This is a genomic window from Neobacillus muris, assembly GCF_943193175.1.
GTDB classification, from domain to species: Bacteria; Bacillota; Bacilli; order Bacillales; family Cytobacillaceae; genus Neobacillus; species Neobacillus muris.
Genome location: NZ_CALPDF010000034.1, coordinates 1 through 15,677 on the forward strand (window position 1 = coordinate 1; position 15,677 = coordinate 15,677).

General features: G+C 38.5%; 12 protein-coding genes. 10 read left to right on the top strand and 2 right to left on the bottom strand.

Going from position 1 to position 15,677, the window contains the following annotated elements:
- Positions 1 to 102: 102 nt before the first annotated feature.
- A complete protein-coding gene (locus NFS43_RS18170; RefSeq protein ID WP_251554236.1) occupies positions 103 to 1,281 on the bottom strand; it encodes an MFS transporter in 1,179 nt (392 codons plus the stop codon).
- Positions 1,282 to 1,566: 285 nt separating this feature from the next.
- Here NFS43_RS18170 and NFS43_RS18175 point away from each other — a divergent pair, with 285 nt between their 5' ends.
- The 8 genes from NFS43_RS18175 (at position 1,567) to NFS43_RS18210 (ending at position 11,526) form a co-directional block, all read left to right on the top strand.
- Positions 1,567 to 2,091: a PadR family transcriptional regulator gene (locus NFS43_RS18175; RefSeq protein WP_251554192.1), complete on the top strand. Its 525-nt coding sequence runs from the start codon at positions 1,567 to 1,569 to the stop codon at positions 2,089 to 2,091.
- A gap of 4 nt (positions 2,092 to 2,095) precedes the next feature.
- Complete coding sequence (locus NFS43_RS18180; protein WP_251554193.1) at positions 2,096 to 3,823, top strand: MFS transporter; 1,728 nt, start codon at positions 2,096 to 2,098, stop codon at positions 3,821 to 3,823.
- A gap of 401 nt (positions 3,824 to 4,224) precedes the next feature.
- Positions 4,225 to 4,986: a threonine/serine exporter family protein gene (locus NFS43_RS18185; RefSeq protein WP_420910344.1), complete on the top strand. Its 762-nt coding sequence runs from the start codon at positions 4,225 to 4,227 to the stop codon at positions 4,984 to 4,986.
- 18 nt (positions 4,987 to 5,004) lie between these two features.
- A complete protein-coding gene (locus NFS43_RS18190; protein WP_251554195.1) occupies positions 5,005 to 5,451 on the top strand; it encodes a threonine/serine exporter family protein in 447 nt (148 codons plus the stop codon).
- Between the two features lie 589 nt (positions 5,452 to 6,040).
- A complete protein-coding gene (locus NFS43_RS18195) occupies positions 6,041 to 7,456 on the top strand; it encodes a branched-chain amino acid transporter BcaP (RefSeq protein WP_251554196.1) in 1,416 nt (471 codons plus the stop codon).
- 172 nt (positions 7,457 to 7,628) lie between these two features.
- Positions 7,629 to 8,873, top strand: a complete 1,245-nt coding sequence (locus NFS43_RS18200) for an ATP-binding protein (protein WP_251554197.1) — start codon at positions 7,629 to 7,631, stop codon at positions 8,871 to 8,873.
- Positions 8,874 to 9,036: 163 nt separating this feature from the next.
- Positions 9,037 to 10,200, top strand: a complete 1,164-nt coding sequence (locus NFS43_RS18205) for an HD-GYP domain-containing protein (protein ID WP_251554198.1) — start codon at positions 9,037 to 9,039, stop codon at positions 10,198 to 10,200.
- Between the two features lie 141 nt (positions 10,201 to 10,341).
- A complete protein-coding gene (locus tag NFS43_RS18210; protein WP_251554199.1) occupies positions 10,342 to 11,526 on the top strand; it encodes a hypothetical protein in 1,185 nt (394 codons plus the stop codon).
- Between the two features lie 43 nt (positions 11,527 to 11,569).
- Here NFS43_RS18210 and NFS43_RS18215 read toward each other — a convergent pair whose 3' ends face one another.
- Positions 11,570 to 13,225: a glutamine--tRNA ligase/YqeY domain fusion protein gene (locus tag NFS43_RS18215; protein ID WP_251554200.1), complete on the bottom strand. Its 1,656-nt coding sequence runs from the start codon at positions 13,223 to 13,225 to the stop codon at positions 11,570 to 11,572.
- Positions 13,226 to 13,412: 187 nt separating this feature from the next.
- Here NFS43_RS18215 and NFS43_RS18220 point away from each other — a divergent pair, with 187 nt between their 5' ends.
- Both NFS43_RS18220 and NFS43_RS18225 read left to right on the top strand, forming a co-directional pair.
- Positions 13,413 to 14,399: a Gfo/Idh/MocA family protein gene (locus NFS43_RS18220; protein WP_251554201.1), complete on the top strand. Its 987-nt coding sequence runs from the start codon at positions 13,413 to 13,415 to the stop codon at positions 14,397 to 14,399.
- A gap of 227 nt (positions 14,400 to 14,626) precedes the next feature.
- The gene (locus tag NFS43_RS18225) at positions 14,627 to 15,643 is read left to right on the top strand and encodes a 4Fe-4S binding protein (RefSeq protein WP_251554202.1); all 1,017 of its coding nucleotides are present in this window, start codon (positions 14,627 to 14,629) and stop codon (positions 15,641 to 15,643) included.
- Positions 15,644 to 15,677 lie beyond the last annotated feature (34 nt).

Below are 15,677 nucleotides of genomic sequence, written 5' to 3' on the forward strand. Positions count from 1 at the left end.
AATCAATAAATTTGGTATTTAGATTCTGTGATAATAAAAAATTGCCGAGAAAAATACCCTTTCTCGACAATCTGAGGCCCAAAATGGGCCTTTTTCCATGACTTAGGCAGTATGCTGCTTGATGAGTTTCGGATGGCGGTACATGGAGAATAGCAAGATAAAACCACTAAGTATCAGCAAGGCGCTTGTACTGATGAAGACCGCTGAAAAACCGAAGGAACCGGAAATATACCCGCCGAGCAACGGACCAATAATATTTCCCAAGAAGCGTAAGCTGGTGTTATAACCAAGCACTTCGCCCTGCATGGTTAGCGGAGCCTCCTGGCGTATATAAGCAATACGCACCGGAATGATCCCCCCAATGGCAACCCCCAGCGCGAGCCGAATCGCAATTAGCTGCCAAATATTTGTTACCACTGCTCCCGGTAAATAAATGATACCTGCCAGAAAGAGCAAAATAACTAGTATCTTAATGTATCCATGCTTATCAGCGATTTTTCCCCAATTGCGGGACATCAGTAAGTTTCCTAATCCTGCTGCAGAAAAAGCCAATCCTGAGTAAAAGGCTATATTGGTTTTTCCATGAAGTTCGCTGACAAATAAGGATAGTATCGGCTGAATACTGAAGTGTGCTACTTGGACGAGGGCGGAAATCAGTAAAACCGTTAATAAAACGGGGTTTTTGATGATATGCCTAAACACTTCCTTGCTGGAATAGTGGGCTTTTGCCCCTTTTTTAGCCTCAAGGCGGAATTCCTTAGTCAAGAACACCAGCAAAGCGGAAATTAAAATGGACGCAGCAGTCCACTTAAAAGTAGTGGCATATCCTAAACTATCAGCTAATATCCCTCCAATCAGCGGACCGAACAAGGAACCTGTAATGCTCCCAGTTTGTAAGGTGCCTAGCACTCTCCCCGCAATCTCCTTCGGTGTTTGGGTCGAGATAAAGGCTTGTGACATTGGGATAAAGCCTGAGAAAAAACCCATGAAAAATCGGAGTATCAACAGCTGCCAGACAGAATGGGCAAAACTGAGCAGAAAAATCGATAAACCCATCCCCAGTCCTGAAATGATCAAAATTTTTTTTCTTCCATAGTGGTCTCCAATATGCCCCCATATAGGTGCAAAAAGAAAGGCTGAGACGAAGGTAATTCCAAAGGTTAATCCGGACCAATGCTGTACATATTTTTCGGAAAAGTCTCCAAAGGTTTCAATGTACAGAGAGATAAATGGCATCACCATGGTCATGCTTCCGGCGACAAAGAAATTGGCAAACCACATAATCACTAAATTTCTGGTGGCTCGATCATTTTGATTGGCAATAATAATAAACACTTCTTTCCAATATTATTTCGTTTTACTAAATATTATAATATAGAAAATTCAAATAAATTCAATGACTTTCCAAAATAGTCTTTCTTATTATGTTGAAATTTGGACTTTTCACAGCCGATTTGCCTGCCTTTTTCTATAAAAAAGAAAAATAGAAGAAAAATCCATTTTAATATTGATTTTGTTTATATTATCATTGATAATATAAACATAAATAATATCGAGGTGGATCATATGAATATACAAGATGTCATATTAGGCTTTTTGTTCGAGGAGCCAATGAGTGGTTACGATATAAAGCAAATGATGGAGAATTCTGTATCCTATTTTTTTGATGCATCATTTGGTGCCATTTATCCGGCCTTAAGAAAAATGGAAAAAGAGGGACTCGTTGAAAAGCAGGTTATTCAGCAGGAAGGAAAACCAAACAAAAATTTATTTGCCATAACGGAAATGGGGAAGAGGCAATTTCAAAATTACTTGGAGAGCCCGATTAATCCAACGGTTACAAGATCGGATCTCTTAATCCGCATTTTTTTCGGAGGTTTTACGACTCAGGAAAAGATTACGGAATGGCTTTTGCAGGAACGGGATAAAAAACAGGAAATGTATGAAAACTTAACTAAAATTGACAACCTGTACGGTCAGGATATGGAACATCATAAACGGTTTACCCTGCAGTTTGGTATCCGTCAGGCGGAAATGATTATCGGGATGATTGACGATGAGTTAAATAAATTGGAAACAAAAGGGGAGTAGCCGCATGAAGGGGAACGGAGGAATGAAGGTCGTACTGTTAATGTGTGTCGGGATATTTGTTTGCATGCTTGATTCGACGATCATGAATATTACGCTTCCGGCTATACAGGACAGTCTCCATACATCTTTGGAAACAAGTTCATGGATGTTAAATGTATATACGATGACGATCGCGGTATTAGCCATCCCATTGGCCAGATTTGCCGAAATGTTTGGAAGAAACAAGTTTTATATTGTGGGCCTATTCGTTTTTGGGGGTGGATCGGCTTTGTGCGGGCTGGCTGGCAGCGGGGAAATTCTGATTGCAGCTCGATTTGTCCAAAGCTTAGGGGCGGCCATCCTTATTCCCTGCAGTATGGTTATTGGCATTAATGCCATGCCAATTGAGAAACGGGTCATTCCCTTAACATTATTAGGTGCAACACAAGGGTTATCAACTGCATTGGGGCCGGCTGTAGGAGGATTTATCACAGAGAAGCTGAGCTGGCACTGGGTTTTTTACGTCAATGTGCCAATCTGCTTAGCAGCATTTATGGCTGCACTCTTTATTCTTTCCTTAAAAAATGAAAACCGGGTAAGATCAGCAATCGACTGGTTTGGGCTTATCTTTTCCGTATTCGCGATTTTTCCGCTAAATCTCGTTTTAATTAAGGGAAATGTATGGGGATGGGATAGTGCGGAAGCGATTATTTGTTACGTGACAACCTTTGTTTCCATTGGATTATTCATTATCACTGAGAAAAAGGCAAAGGCACCTATGGTAAATTTAGCTTTGTTCAAAGATCGATTATTTACTGGTTCGGTCGTCAGCGTAACTGCAGGCTTTATTTTCCTGATCGGTGTGATGGTTCTGCTGCCACAGTTCTTAACTAGCTTCCAGCATAAATCGGAGCTCGAAGCGGCACTTCTTGTTACCCCAGTTTCAGCATCCATTTTTGTATTTTCTAATGTTGCCGGACTGCTTAGCAAAAAAATCGGGTATACCCTGCCAGTTGCAGCAGGCTTTGCCATTATGGGAACAGCTTACTATTTGCTACATCGCTTAAATCTTCACAGCACCGCTTCGGAGATTATCCTTCTTTGCAGTTTACTTGGATTAGGATTTAGCTTTGTCATTTCCTCGGCTACTATGGCCAGTACCTCCTCCTTTGAAGGAGAAATGCTCACCGCCTCACAAAGTGTTTTTTCTATGCTCAGGCAAGTGGGCGTGGTATTAGCAGTTGCTATTTTTGTTGCGGGATTGACTAATAATATTCAAGCCAAAAAGCAAGTGGTTGTTCAATATGCCAATAAAGAGTTAAACAAATTGGACCTGCCAGAATCGGCAAAACAGAAGATTTTGGCCGAAACCAAAAGGGCGATTGATGGGGAGTCAATCGCCCGGAAAGCTGCTCCTGAAATCATTAGCGACCAGGAACGCAGGCAGATAATTGACCAAAATATCCAAAAAGCACTGGCAGCGGTACCTGAAAGCCAAAGGGCCAGTGTACAGGGGGGAATTTCTGAGCAAATAGAACAGCAAGTAGACCAGGAAATTGCCAAACAAGTAAATAGCACCGCAGCCTATTCCAAAAAAGTAGAAACTTATGCAAAACAAAGGATTTCGAGCAGTTTTGCCGAAACCTATAAAGCAGGTATTCCTTTTGTCTTTTTCTGCTGCTTGACCGGATTGATCTTCAGGACTAAAAAACAATCCGCATCACCCTTGGCCCTGCCAGCAGCAGTTGAATAAGTGCTGAAGAAGTCTAATTCATAGGATCAAGGTGATGGCTTGGTGGAAGTGTTAAAGATGATAGTTTCCATTCCTACTGTTGTAAATCATTATCTTTGGTTATCGTCTTATACTTTATTGGAAGAGAGACATGGGCTTGGGTATATGGAATCATTGTTTTGATGAATTTGCTGTTAATGAAAATCTGGAAGCAATAAAAAGAACAGTCCGTCACCAATCTTGATGACAGGCTGTTCTTTTTCTAGCAATATCTTGATACTTTTCCGCCATAAAAGTAAAATGATCATTTTTTTATAATTTTGATATGTCAGAAGGTTAATGCCAACGCATAATAAGCATTGCACGGCAGCTTTATTATGATTTAAACTAAGATACAAATGCATGGACAATGGGTGAATAAAATGAACGATCAGGCATCAAAGACATACGAAATCATGGAAGTCTGTTTACTGGCTGGAAAAATTATGCTGCAAAGCGGCGGGGAAACCTATCGGGTGGAGGATACGATGATGCGGATTGCCGCTGCTCTTGGCGTTGAAAAATCCCACAGCTATGTAACACCAACGGGGATTATTTTCTCCGCTGAAGGGGATGAGCCCACTAAAACCAAGCTGATTCGGATTTCAGAACGGTCGACAGACTTGAAAAAAGTTGCATTGGTAAACAGCGTGTCCCGCCAGATCACGAGCGGGGACCTTAACATGAAAGAGGCACTGAACCGGCTGCAAGAAATTGAAACGATGACCTTGACATTCCCGCTTTGGGTTCAAACAGCAGCAGCCTCGCTGGCAAGCGGCTGTTTTATGATTATGTTTAATGGGACATGGATTGATTTCATCCCTTCGATGATATCTGGAGGGCTAGGCTATCTTAGCTTTGTAAAATTTCATCGATTTGTGCCAATCAAATTTTTCTCAGAATTTTTAGCTGCATTTATTATTGGCTTATTATCTCTCCTTTTAGTGCAAATTGGTTTTGGAAAAGAATTGGATAAAATAATCATTGGCTCTGTTATGACCCTGGTTCCGGGATTACTAGTCACCAATGCGATTAGAGATTTAATGGCGGGACATCTGATTGCCGGATTATCAAAAGGTGCTGAGGCATTTTTAACCGCATTTGCCATTGGGGCAGGGATCGCTGTGGTATTAACATTTTTGTAAAACAGGAGGCAGGGCGAGTTGGATATTTTGGCCCAGTTAATCACGAGTTTTTTTGCAACGGGGGCATTTGGAATCATATTCAATGCTCCAAAGGAATCTTTATTAAAATGCGGCCTGGTTGGGATGGGCGGCTGGCTTGTCTATTATGTTCTTGAAAAACATATGGGAGATGCCGTTTTTGCCACGCTGTCTGCCACGATTTTTATTGCTGTCATTAGCCAGGAGATGGCAAAAATCTATAAAACGCCGGTCATTATCTTTAGTGTTGCGGGTGTTATCCCATTAGTGCCTGGCGGATTGGCATATGATGCCATGAGGAAGTTTGTTGAAAATGATTATAATCATGCATTAGGCCTGGCAGCAAAAACATTGCTGCTTGCAGGAGCAATCGCTTTTGGCTTAGTTTTTTCTGAAGTTATTAATCAAATCCAGCGTAAAATTAGTTACCGAGTTTCAAAAAAATAGTCCCTTTATGGATATCTAAAATTGGCGAAGGCAGAGGAATGATCATTCCTCTGCCTTCTTTTGCTCTCATTTAAGTTATCGTAACTTGAATGGCTGCAAGTGTCTGTTACTCATATATCATGTAAAAATTAAATTTCATTGTTAACTTTGCCGCGGTTCAATTTTTCACCTGTAGGTTTTATATACCTAAACGACGTAAGCCCTACCTCTCTTACATCCTTACGGCTCCGAGGCCGTTCCAGTGTGAATAAGTCTTTCCGATAAAACAATAGTGAAAAGCCAGTAGAAATTCTTACATAGTATTATTAATCTGATTCAAGTTACTTTTAATATCAAGCACAATTTATAATTATAAAGGGAATTACAAAAAATGTCAATGGTTTTTATGAAATAGTGATTGTTTGATCCATTCTAACCCTTCGTTTTTTCTAATCATCAAGTGAAGCGAAGAAAAATGAATAAATGGTGAATAGATATTTTTATAAATAAATAAATTTTTCAAAAAATATTGATTTTTTAATCAAAAAGTAATATTATTCTAATATATTTTTTTAGTATATTTCGTGAATTATTTCGGAGGAAAAAACCTATGGAGATGTTTAGAAAAAAGTCGATCCAGACTCTTATACAGGAAGCCGAACAAAAAGATGTTACCTTAAAGAAGGAATTGGGTGCGTTTGACCTGTCAATGCTTGGTATAGGGGCGATTATCGGAACGGGGATTTTTGTTCTTACGGGCGTTGCGGCTGCTGAGCATGCAGGTCCAGCCCTTATTTTATCCTTTGTATTATCTGGTCTTGCCTGCGTGTTTGCAGCCCTTTGTTATGCTGAATTTGCCTCAGCAGCACCTGTTTCCGGGAGTGCCTATACCTACAGCTATGCTACTTTTGGAGAGATTATTGCCTGGATGCTAGGCTGGGATTTGATTTTGGAATACGGACTAGCTTCATCAGCGGTAGCAAGCGGATGGTCCGGTTATTTCCAAGGGCTGCTGGCAGGCTTCGGAATTCATTTTCCAAAAGCATTGTCTAGTGCCTACGATCCGGCGAATGGGACATTCATCGATGTACCGGCCATCTTAATTGTGTTTGTGATTACTTTACTGCTGACGCAAGGGGTCAAGAAGTCAGCACGCTTTAATACGATCATGGTCATTATCAAGCTGGCGGTTGTTCTATTGTTTATTGGGGTGGGTGTTTGGTATGTTAAACCATCCAATTGGACACCATTTATGCCATTTGGTTTTTCCGGAGTAACGGCTGGAGCAGCAACGGTATTCTTTGCTTATATTGGTTTTGATGCTGTTTCCACTGCAGCGGAGGAAGTAAAAAATCCGCAGCGCAATATGCCGATTGGCATAATTGCTTCCTTATTAGTCTGTACGATTCTATATATTGTAGTATCCGGTATTTTGACAGGAATTGTTCCTTACCAAGAGCTTGGAGTTAAAAATCCGGTTGCCTTTGCGCTGAACTATATTCATCAGGACTGGGTGGCAGGATTTATCTCGCTTGGAGCAATAGCAGGAATCACAACTGTATTGCTGGTTATGCTATATGGGCAGACACGTTTATTCTATGCCATCAGCCGTGATGGTTTGCTGCCAAAGGTGTTCTCAAAGGTTGATAAAAAGAGCCAAACGCCAATGGTTAATACATGGATCACCTGTTTGCTTGTCAGTATTTTTTCTGGCTTCATTCCATTAAGCAAGCTGGCGGAATTAACTAACATTGGAACCTTGTTTGCCTTTATGACTGTATCGGTCGGAATTTTAGTTCTAAGAAAGAACAAGCAGGCACCAACAACTGGCTTCCGTGTGCCTTTTGTTCCATATATTCCAATTCTTGCGTTCTTATTCTGCGGATTTTTAGCGGTCCAATTGCCTGCTGTAACATGGATTAGTTTTGTGGTATGGCTATTTATTGGATTAGTGGTTTACTTTGGCTATGGACGAAAGCATTCCACGCTTAATCAATCTCCTGTAAAGATAAAAAAGATAAGCTAGTTAAAAAGGAATCCTCATAGGAGGGTTCTTTTTTTGTGTCGATAAAACAAAAAATATGTCGAAAGTTATCGATTTTTTATATAAATTTGCCCCATTCTCATCGAATGGTGGTAGAATAGTAGGAGAAAATGTAATTTTTTGTGATAATTTCTTTGATTGAGGAGTATAGTACATGAAAGAAGGAGTCAACAGCCCTCGGTTGATATTTGAAGAAAAAAAAGCCATAAAACTCTTTCTGTGGTTGTTTTATATCTGTTTCATTTCATATGAGGTTTTTTGGTATTTTGTTCTTCCTAACTTTACTGACTATGGTGGAAGTCAATTTCCTGGAAATGGACTTGGTTTTTGGTTCTATTTTGGTGTCTTATGCATTCTGCCTGTCTCAATATTTCTTTATCTAAAAGGAAATCCATATATTATTAAATATTTTGTTTTAGCATCATATGTCATTTTTGATGTAGTGGATAATCTTGTGAAATATCTTGGATCGGACCGTCAATTTGCCTCTGGAAATATTGTGGAACTTCTATTCTTATTTATTTCACCAATATTTGTTAATAAAAAATATTTTTGGACTGTAACTTTTTGTATTGTTGGGAAGTATCTTTTTTTAGGGATTATTCTAAATGATCCTAACGTTTTATCACCTATAGCCATAATTGTTATATTATTAGTTCTTGCTTACATCTTTTTAACAAGATTTTATTCTTATATAAATTCTTTAACATTGGTACATGAAGAGCTTAGACATAAAGAAAAGCTTGCAGTTATGGGACAGATGGCGATGGCAATTGGTCATGAGATTAGAAATCCTATTTCTTCCTTAAAAGGTTTCTTGCAGCTTCAGCAGGAAAATCATCCAAATACAAATGAATATTATCCGATAATGATTCAAGAAATTGATCGAATCAATAACATTGTCAATGACTTAATGTACATTGGGAAACCAAGGAAAATTAAGTTTGAAAAAGCCAGCATAAAAGAAATTATTGGATATACAGTAGCATTAACAAACCAACAGGCTATAAATCAAGGAATTATTATTGAAACCGAGTTTAAAGAAGCAATACCAATGATTGATTGTGATGAAAGCCAGTTAAAGCAGGTATTAATCAATTTAATAAAAAATGCAATTGAAGCAATGCCAGATGGGGGCACAATAAAAATTAGAGCAATGATAATTAGTAGTTCGGAGCTACAAATAACGATTAATGATGAAGGATATGGAATTTCTAATGAAGCTTTGACTAATCTTGGAGAACCATTTTATTCTACAAAAAAAGAAGGCACCGGATTAGGATTAATGGTCACTAATCAAATAATCAAGGAACATAGAGGGGAAATTACTTTTAAAAGTAACCTTGGCATTGGAACAATGGTAACTATCATTTTACCTATATCTAGTGAAAAAGATTAACTTAAATTCAACAAATTTCATAAAAATAAAAAGCTTTACGGGTTTTTTTTATGAGATATAATGTAGATAAATGCAGATTTTTGTTGATTTTAACATAATTAAACTTATTTTCCTCTCATATTTGAACTGTTAAATGTATGATGCGGGATTTTTGGAGGATTATATGATTCCACATGAAGAAATGCGGACAGTAAAATGGTTTATGCTTATATCATATTTAATAGTAGTTTGCTATGATTTGTTTTATTACATTATTGCACCAAGTTATATAACAACAATGAAAAGTGGATTTCCAAGCAATTTTTGGTTTATAACCTATTTTGTGCTAGCAATATTGATTCCACTCGCGGTATATTTAAATAAAATTGGTAGGCATACTTGGATTAAATTTGTTTTTGTAGTCAGTTATTTGTTGTCAACATCGTTAGTTGATGTTTTGTCGTATTATGGTAGAGGGGATTCCTATAGAAGTGGGAATGTGTTAGAAGTTTTTTTACTTTTATCACTCCCTTTATTTCTAAGTTCTAGATTTTTTTGGGTAGTAAGTATAGGGATTACTATAAGATATTTAATTCCTGGTATCATTTTGAAAACTACGTACGTTATTATGCCAATTCTTTTTATAGTGGTCTTGTCGATTATGTCCTACTTTTTATTGGTCCGATTTCAAGGTTATGTACGGGCTTTAAGCCGAAATTATGATAATAAATTAGAAGGAATTGTTAAAGGGGTTATAGCAACCCTGGAATTAAAAGACCCTTATACAAGAGGCCATAGTGAACGAGTTGCCAATTACGCATGCTCTCTTGCGGAGCAGTTGGGTCAATTTAAAAAAGAACAACTAAAATCGTTTTACCATGCTTGCTTATTGCACGATATTGGTAAAGTGAATATTCCGGATTCCATTCTTATAAAGCCTGGAAAGCTTACGAAAGAGGAATTTGATGTGATAAAAACCCATCCTGTTGTCGGGGCTGAGGCAGTAAAAGATGTCGATGGGATAAAGGAAAGTATATGTGTTATCCTATCTCATCACGAAAGATGGGATGGAAAGGGATATCCTAACCAATTAAAGGGAGAAAATATTCCATTACTGGCTAGGGTTGCTGCCGTTGCAGATGCTTTTGATGCGATGACATCATCAAGATCGTACCGGGACGCATTGCCGGTGGACGAGGCGTACAGAAGAGTTTTAGAGGGTAGTGGTTCCCAGTTTGACCCATTGATTGTTGAAGAATTTAAAAAAGTCTACCCCAAATGGGTCAAATTTCATGAAAAATATCCATGGACTAAAAAGTGGGAGTTGCCAAAGGAGGTGGAATTATGAAAATCCGTAAGCTTAAAAAGGTGAAAACTACTTGCTGGTGGTGTTACTTAATAGGTATGTAAAAATCGTTAAATGAGGATGCAATTGTATAAATTTGCATCCTCATTTTATTACTAATTTTCGGGATTGGATTGGTGTAAATTGAAAATCACCATTTATTCACGACTATGTTTAACTCCTATTGTTATTCGTAAGGATAAACAGCGATATATCGTTGAAGATACAAATACAGGTGAGTTTTATGAAATGCCAACTATCTGTATTGATGCAATCAAAATGATTAAAAACGGTGAGTCCTTATCAAAAGTAGAACAAGAACTTATGAAAACCTATCCTCATGAGGAGGTTAACCTTCTTGACTTTGCTCAACAACTTTTGGACTTTCATTTGGTTGCCGAAATTGATGGGGTGAAAGTTCATTTAACTAAAAAAAGAAAGGAAGAACTAGGTTTTTTATGGATTAATCCAAAGTTTGGAAGTCTCTTTTTTAACCACATTGCTCGCTATTTTTATTTAGTTCTATTTGGAATTATTATCCTGCTTTTTATATTAAGACCTTCATTATTGCCTCAATATAAAGACTTATTTGTGTTCGACTTGATGGTCCTAAATATCCCTACTTGGGTTGCCATTTCAGCAGTGCTGATGCTGGTACACGAATTGGGGCATATTTTAGCTATGAGATTCCATAATCTTCCCACTAAATTAGAAGTAGGGAACCGTTTATTTCTAGTTGTACTTGAAACAGACATGTCGTCGGCATGGAAACTACCATCAAAGGAAAGAAATGTCCTATACTTCGCAGGTCTTTGCTTTGATACAACTGTGCTTTTTCTCGCTTTAATTAGTCAAATAGTATTTGAAAATGGCTCAGAAACCTTCCTTGGAATCCTAAAAGTAATGGTTTTAGATATCGTAATTCGGGTGATATATCAATGCTGTATCTATATGAAAACGGACTTATATTTTGTATTTGAAAATGTCACAGGCTGTTATAATCTGATGGAAAGTGCTCAGGATGTAATAAAAAGTATATTTTCAATGAAAAAGTCATCAACAAATTCATCTGTAATGTATGAGAATGAAAGGTCTATCATAAATGTTTATGCGATCTTTTACTTTTTGGGCGTATGTTTAACGATTAGTTTATTTGTTTTCTATTATATTCCTCAACTATTGTTCGCTTTGCAAAAGGTTCTTCCTGGGTTTTTGAAAGGACCATCAACTCTTCCGTTTTGGGATGCAATGCTATTCTCACTACAAATACTGATAGGTATTGGGCTGCTACTTTACTCATTACGAAAAAACTACATTCATCATCATTGACACATAAAAAAAGATGTCCACACTATTGCATGGACATCATTTTTTATATCTTGAACGAGCTCTTCAATGAAACAATCCGATTAAACACAAGCTTTTCGACAGTGGTCAGCCGAGGGTCGACGTTAAAATAACCATGCCGGAAGAATTGGAATTTATCGTTTGGCATGCTTTCCTTCATATTTGGCTCGACAAAGCCCTGATGGATTTCAAGGGAATTCGGATTTACCTTATCAAGGAACGTTTTCCCTTCATCGTTTTCATCCTCCGTGTCATCCAAAATCAATGGTTCATAAAGCCTGAATTCAGCCGGTACGGCATGAGTCGCTTCCACCCAGTGAATCGTCCCCTTAACCTTTCGTCCAGTAAAACCAGTACCGCTTTTCGTTTGCGGATCATAAGTACAGCGAAGCTCTACCACATTCCCATTGGCATCCTTTACGATTTCCTCACATTTGATGAAATAAGCGTGCTTTAGGCGGACTTCATTGCCAGGGAAGAGGCGGAAATATTTTTTTGGCGGATTTTCCATAAAATCATCCTGCTCGATATAAATCTCGCGGGAAAATGGAATTTTTCTCATGCCCATTTCTGGATTTTCTGGATTGATTTCTGCATCCAATAACTCAATTTGCCCTTCTGGATAGTTCGTAATAACCACTTTTAATGGGTTAATGACACCCATCGTCCTTGGCGCTTTCAATTTTAAGTCCTCACGGACAAAGTGTTCAAGCATTTCGAAGTCAACGGTAGCGTTATGCTTAGAGACTGCGGTTTCTTTAATGAAGCTGCGAATCGATTCAGGAGTAAACCCTCTTCTGCGCATGCCGGAAATCGTTGGCATCCTTGGGTCGTCCCATCCATCCACATATCCTTCTTCGACTAATTGTTTCAGCTTCCGTTTGCTTGTCACCGTATTGGTTAAATTCAGACGGCCGAATTCAATTTGCTGCGGCGTACTCTCCATTTCACAATGCTCAACCACCCAATTGTAAAATGGCCGCTGATCCTCAAATTCAATCGTACAGATCGAATGTGTGACACCTTCAATTGCATCCTCGAGCGGATGGGCAAAGGTGTACATAGGATAGATGCACCACTTATCGCCCGTGTTGTGGTGGGTCGAATGGGAAATCCGATAAATGACTGGATCGCGTAAATTAATATTAGGTGAGGACATATCAATTTTGGCGCGAAGCACCTTTTCGCCGTTCGCAAATTCACCGTTACGCATTCTTTCAAATAATTCAAGATTATCCTCAACGGTGCGGTTTCGGAAAGGACTCTCCTTGCCCGGTTCGGTAAGGGTTCCGCGGTATTCACGGATTTCATCCGCGCTTAAATCGTCAACATATGCCAGCCCTTTATTTATTAACAGTACCGCGCGTTTATACATCTCATCAAAATAATTCGAGGCAAAACATAAATTTTCCCACTCGTAGCCAAGCCATTTCACATCTTCTTTAATAGAATTGACAAACTCAATATCTTCTTTTACAGGATTGGTGTCATCGAAACGAAGATTAGTGGATCCATTAAAATCGTCAGCAAGGCTGAAATTTAAGACAATGGATTTAGCATGCCCAATATGTAAATAACCGTTTGGCTCCGGAGGAAAGCGGGTTACGATGGTTTTGTGTTTTCCGGATTCTAGATCCTTTATCATGATCTCTTTTATAAAATTAGATGTTTGATTATCCATCCTATTCAACCTCTTTCTTCATATCTATCCTATATTCATACCATAAATATTGATATTTTTCCATTATTGACGGCAAATCATCCAAAAAATAGAAGAGAAAGAATAATTATTAAGAACAAAATTGGAAAGCTTATAGGAAAACAGTTAAAATAGGATGTTGAAAGAAGACATCGAGAGGGGAAGATTTATGCTCAACTTTGCAACAGTAGGAACGGGCTGGATTACGGAGAGTTTTATTCAGGCAGCCCATTTAAGTAAACAGCTGAAGCTTCATGGGGTCTACTCCCGTTCTTTTGATAAAGGCAAACAGCTTGCAGATGCCCATCAGGCCCGAGCTGTCTATACTGATATAGAGGAGATGGCTCAAGAACAGGAAATAGACGTAGTCTATATTGCCTCACCTAATTCCGTTCATTTTGAGCAGGCCTTATTGTTTTTGAAAAATAATAAGCATGTTATCTGTGAAAAACCGATATTCTCAAATCTGAAGGAATTAGAAATAGCCTATCAAACGGCAGAAGAACATGGTGTTTATTTATTCGAAGCGATTCGCAACATCCATACGCCAAATTTTCAAATCTTAAAAGAACAGCTTCATCGGGCAGGAAAAATAAGAAGCACGATACTGCCTTACATTCAATATTCCTCGCGTTATGATTTATTTTTGCAGGGAGAAGAGCCGAATATCTTTTCCGCAAAGTATTCAGGAGGGGCGTTAGCGGATTTGGGCGTCTATCCGACCTATTTGGCAGCGGGACTGTTTGGAAAACCGAATAAGGTTTCCTATCATCCGGTTATTTTACGGAGCGGTGTGGATGGCAGCGGTACGTTGGTCTTAGAATATAATGATTTTGTCTGTACCGTTCTCTGTTCAAAAATATCACACTCTGATCTTCCTTGTGAGATTCATGGCGAAAAGGGAACTTTTCAATTGGAGGATGCGGCGCCTATTTCAAAGATTACCTTTATCGACAGCCATACTAAGGACGCTCAGGTGCTGAGTGTGGAATTAGAAGAAGAGAATATGATGTACGAATGCATGAACATAGCAGACATCATTACAGCGAAAAATGATCTGCAATATGAAGAGTTAAAAAACTTAAGCAAGATTGTCCTGGGAATTACAGAAGAAGCCAGGAAACAGAACAATATAATCTTTGTTTCGGAAAAATAAGAAAATGCCAGTGGGTCTAAGTCCACTGGCATTTTTTATAAAGCCGCTTTTGCCCTATGGGAACTGGCGGTGAAGGGAAACGATTATATTATTACAATATTAATAAAATTATTTGACAGATTTAAGAAACCTAATGTGACAGCTTTTCGAAAACAATAGGATGGATATTTTCATCAATTTTGAAGTTAGGTATCGTTTAAAAAGTAAAAAGAATGGAGGGAAGGATGATGAAGTCTAAAGCATGGTATAAAAAGCAGTGGAAACGCAAGCCGGTGCAAATTACAAGATATGTGGTACAAACTGTTTTTCTCCTGTTTTTACTATACGTTGGATTCCAATTCTATCAATTTTATCTGCATTTTGAATCGCTTGGCGAGAAACCATTTGTGGAGCGTCCTTCGGCAGTCGAAGGATTTTTGCCCATTAGTGCACTTGTTGCCTTTAAGGTTTGGATCACGACTGGAGAGTTTGATGCCATCCATCCTGCCGGCCTTGTCTTGTTAACATTTTTCGCAGCGTCAGGTATCCTGTTTCGCAGGGCGTTTTGCAGCTGGATTTGTCCGGTTGGAACCGTCAGTGGGTTCATTGCAGACCTTGGGAAAAAGATGTTTAAAAGGAACTTTGATTTGCCTGCTTGGCTGACCTGGATTTTGACACCGATAAAATATGTACTGCTCAGCTTTTTTATCGTTATGATTATCACCATGCCCACCTATCAAGCACAGCTATTTATCCATGATACATATAACAAAATTTCAGACGTTAAAATGCTGCTATTCTTTTTTACTATAGGTGGTATTGCTTTGAAATTTCTATTAGCGGTTTTTGTTTTATCCTTGTTTTTCCGCCATTTCTGGTGCAGGTTTCTTTGCCCCTATGGAGCATTAATTGGGTTGGGAGCCCTTTTTAGGATAACCAAAGTCCGCCGTAATCAAGAAACATGTACCAATTGTGAAATGTGCACCAAGGTTTGTCCCCAACGATTAAAGGTGCATACGAAAAAAGCAGTTACCTCGCTGAATTGCAACGCCTGCATGTCTTGTGTAGAGGCCTGTCCAATAAAAGATACATTAAACATGACGGTTGTAAATAAAAAGGTTAATAAGTGGATTATTCCATTTGGATTTCTTGGTTTATTTTTTTTAGTCGTGGCGGCTGCAAAAGTCACGGGGCATTGGCATACGATGATTACTTACCAGGAATGGATGCAATTGATTCCCTTTGCCAATGAAGCTGGACATTAAAGTTAGAGAGGTGGAGTTGATTTCTTAATTTTTC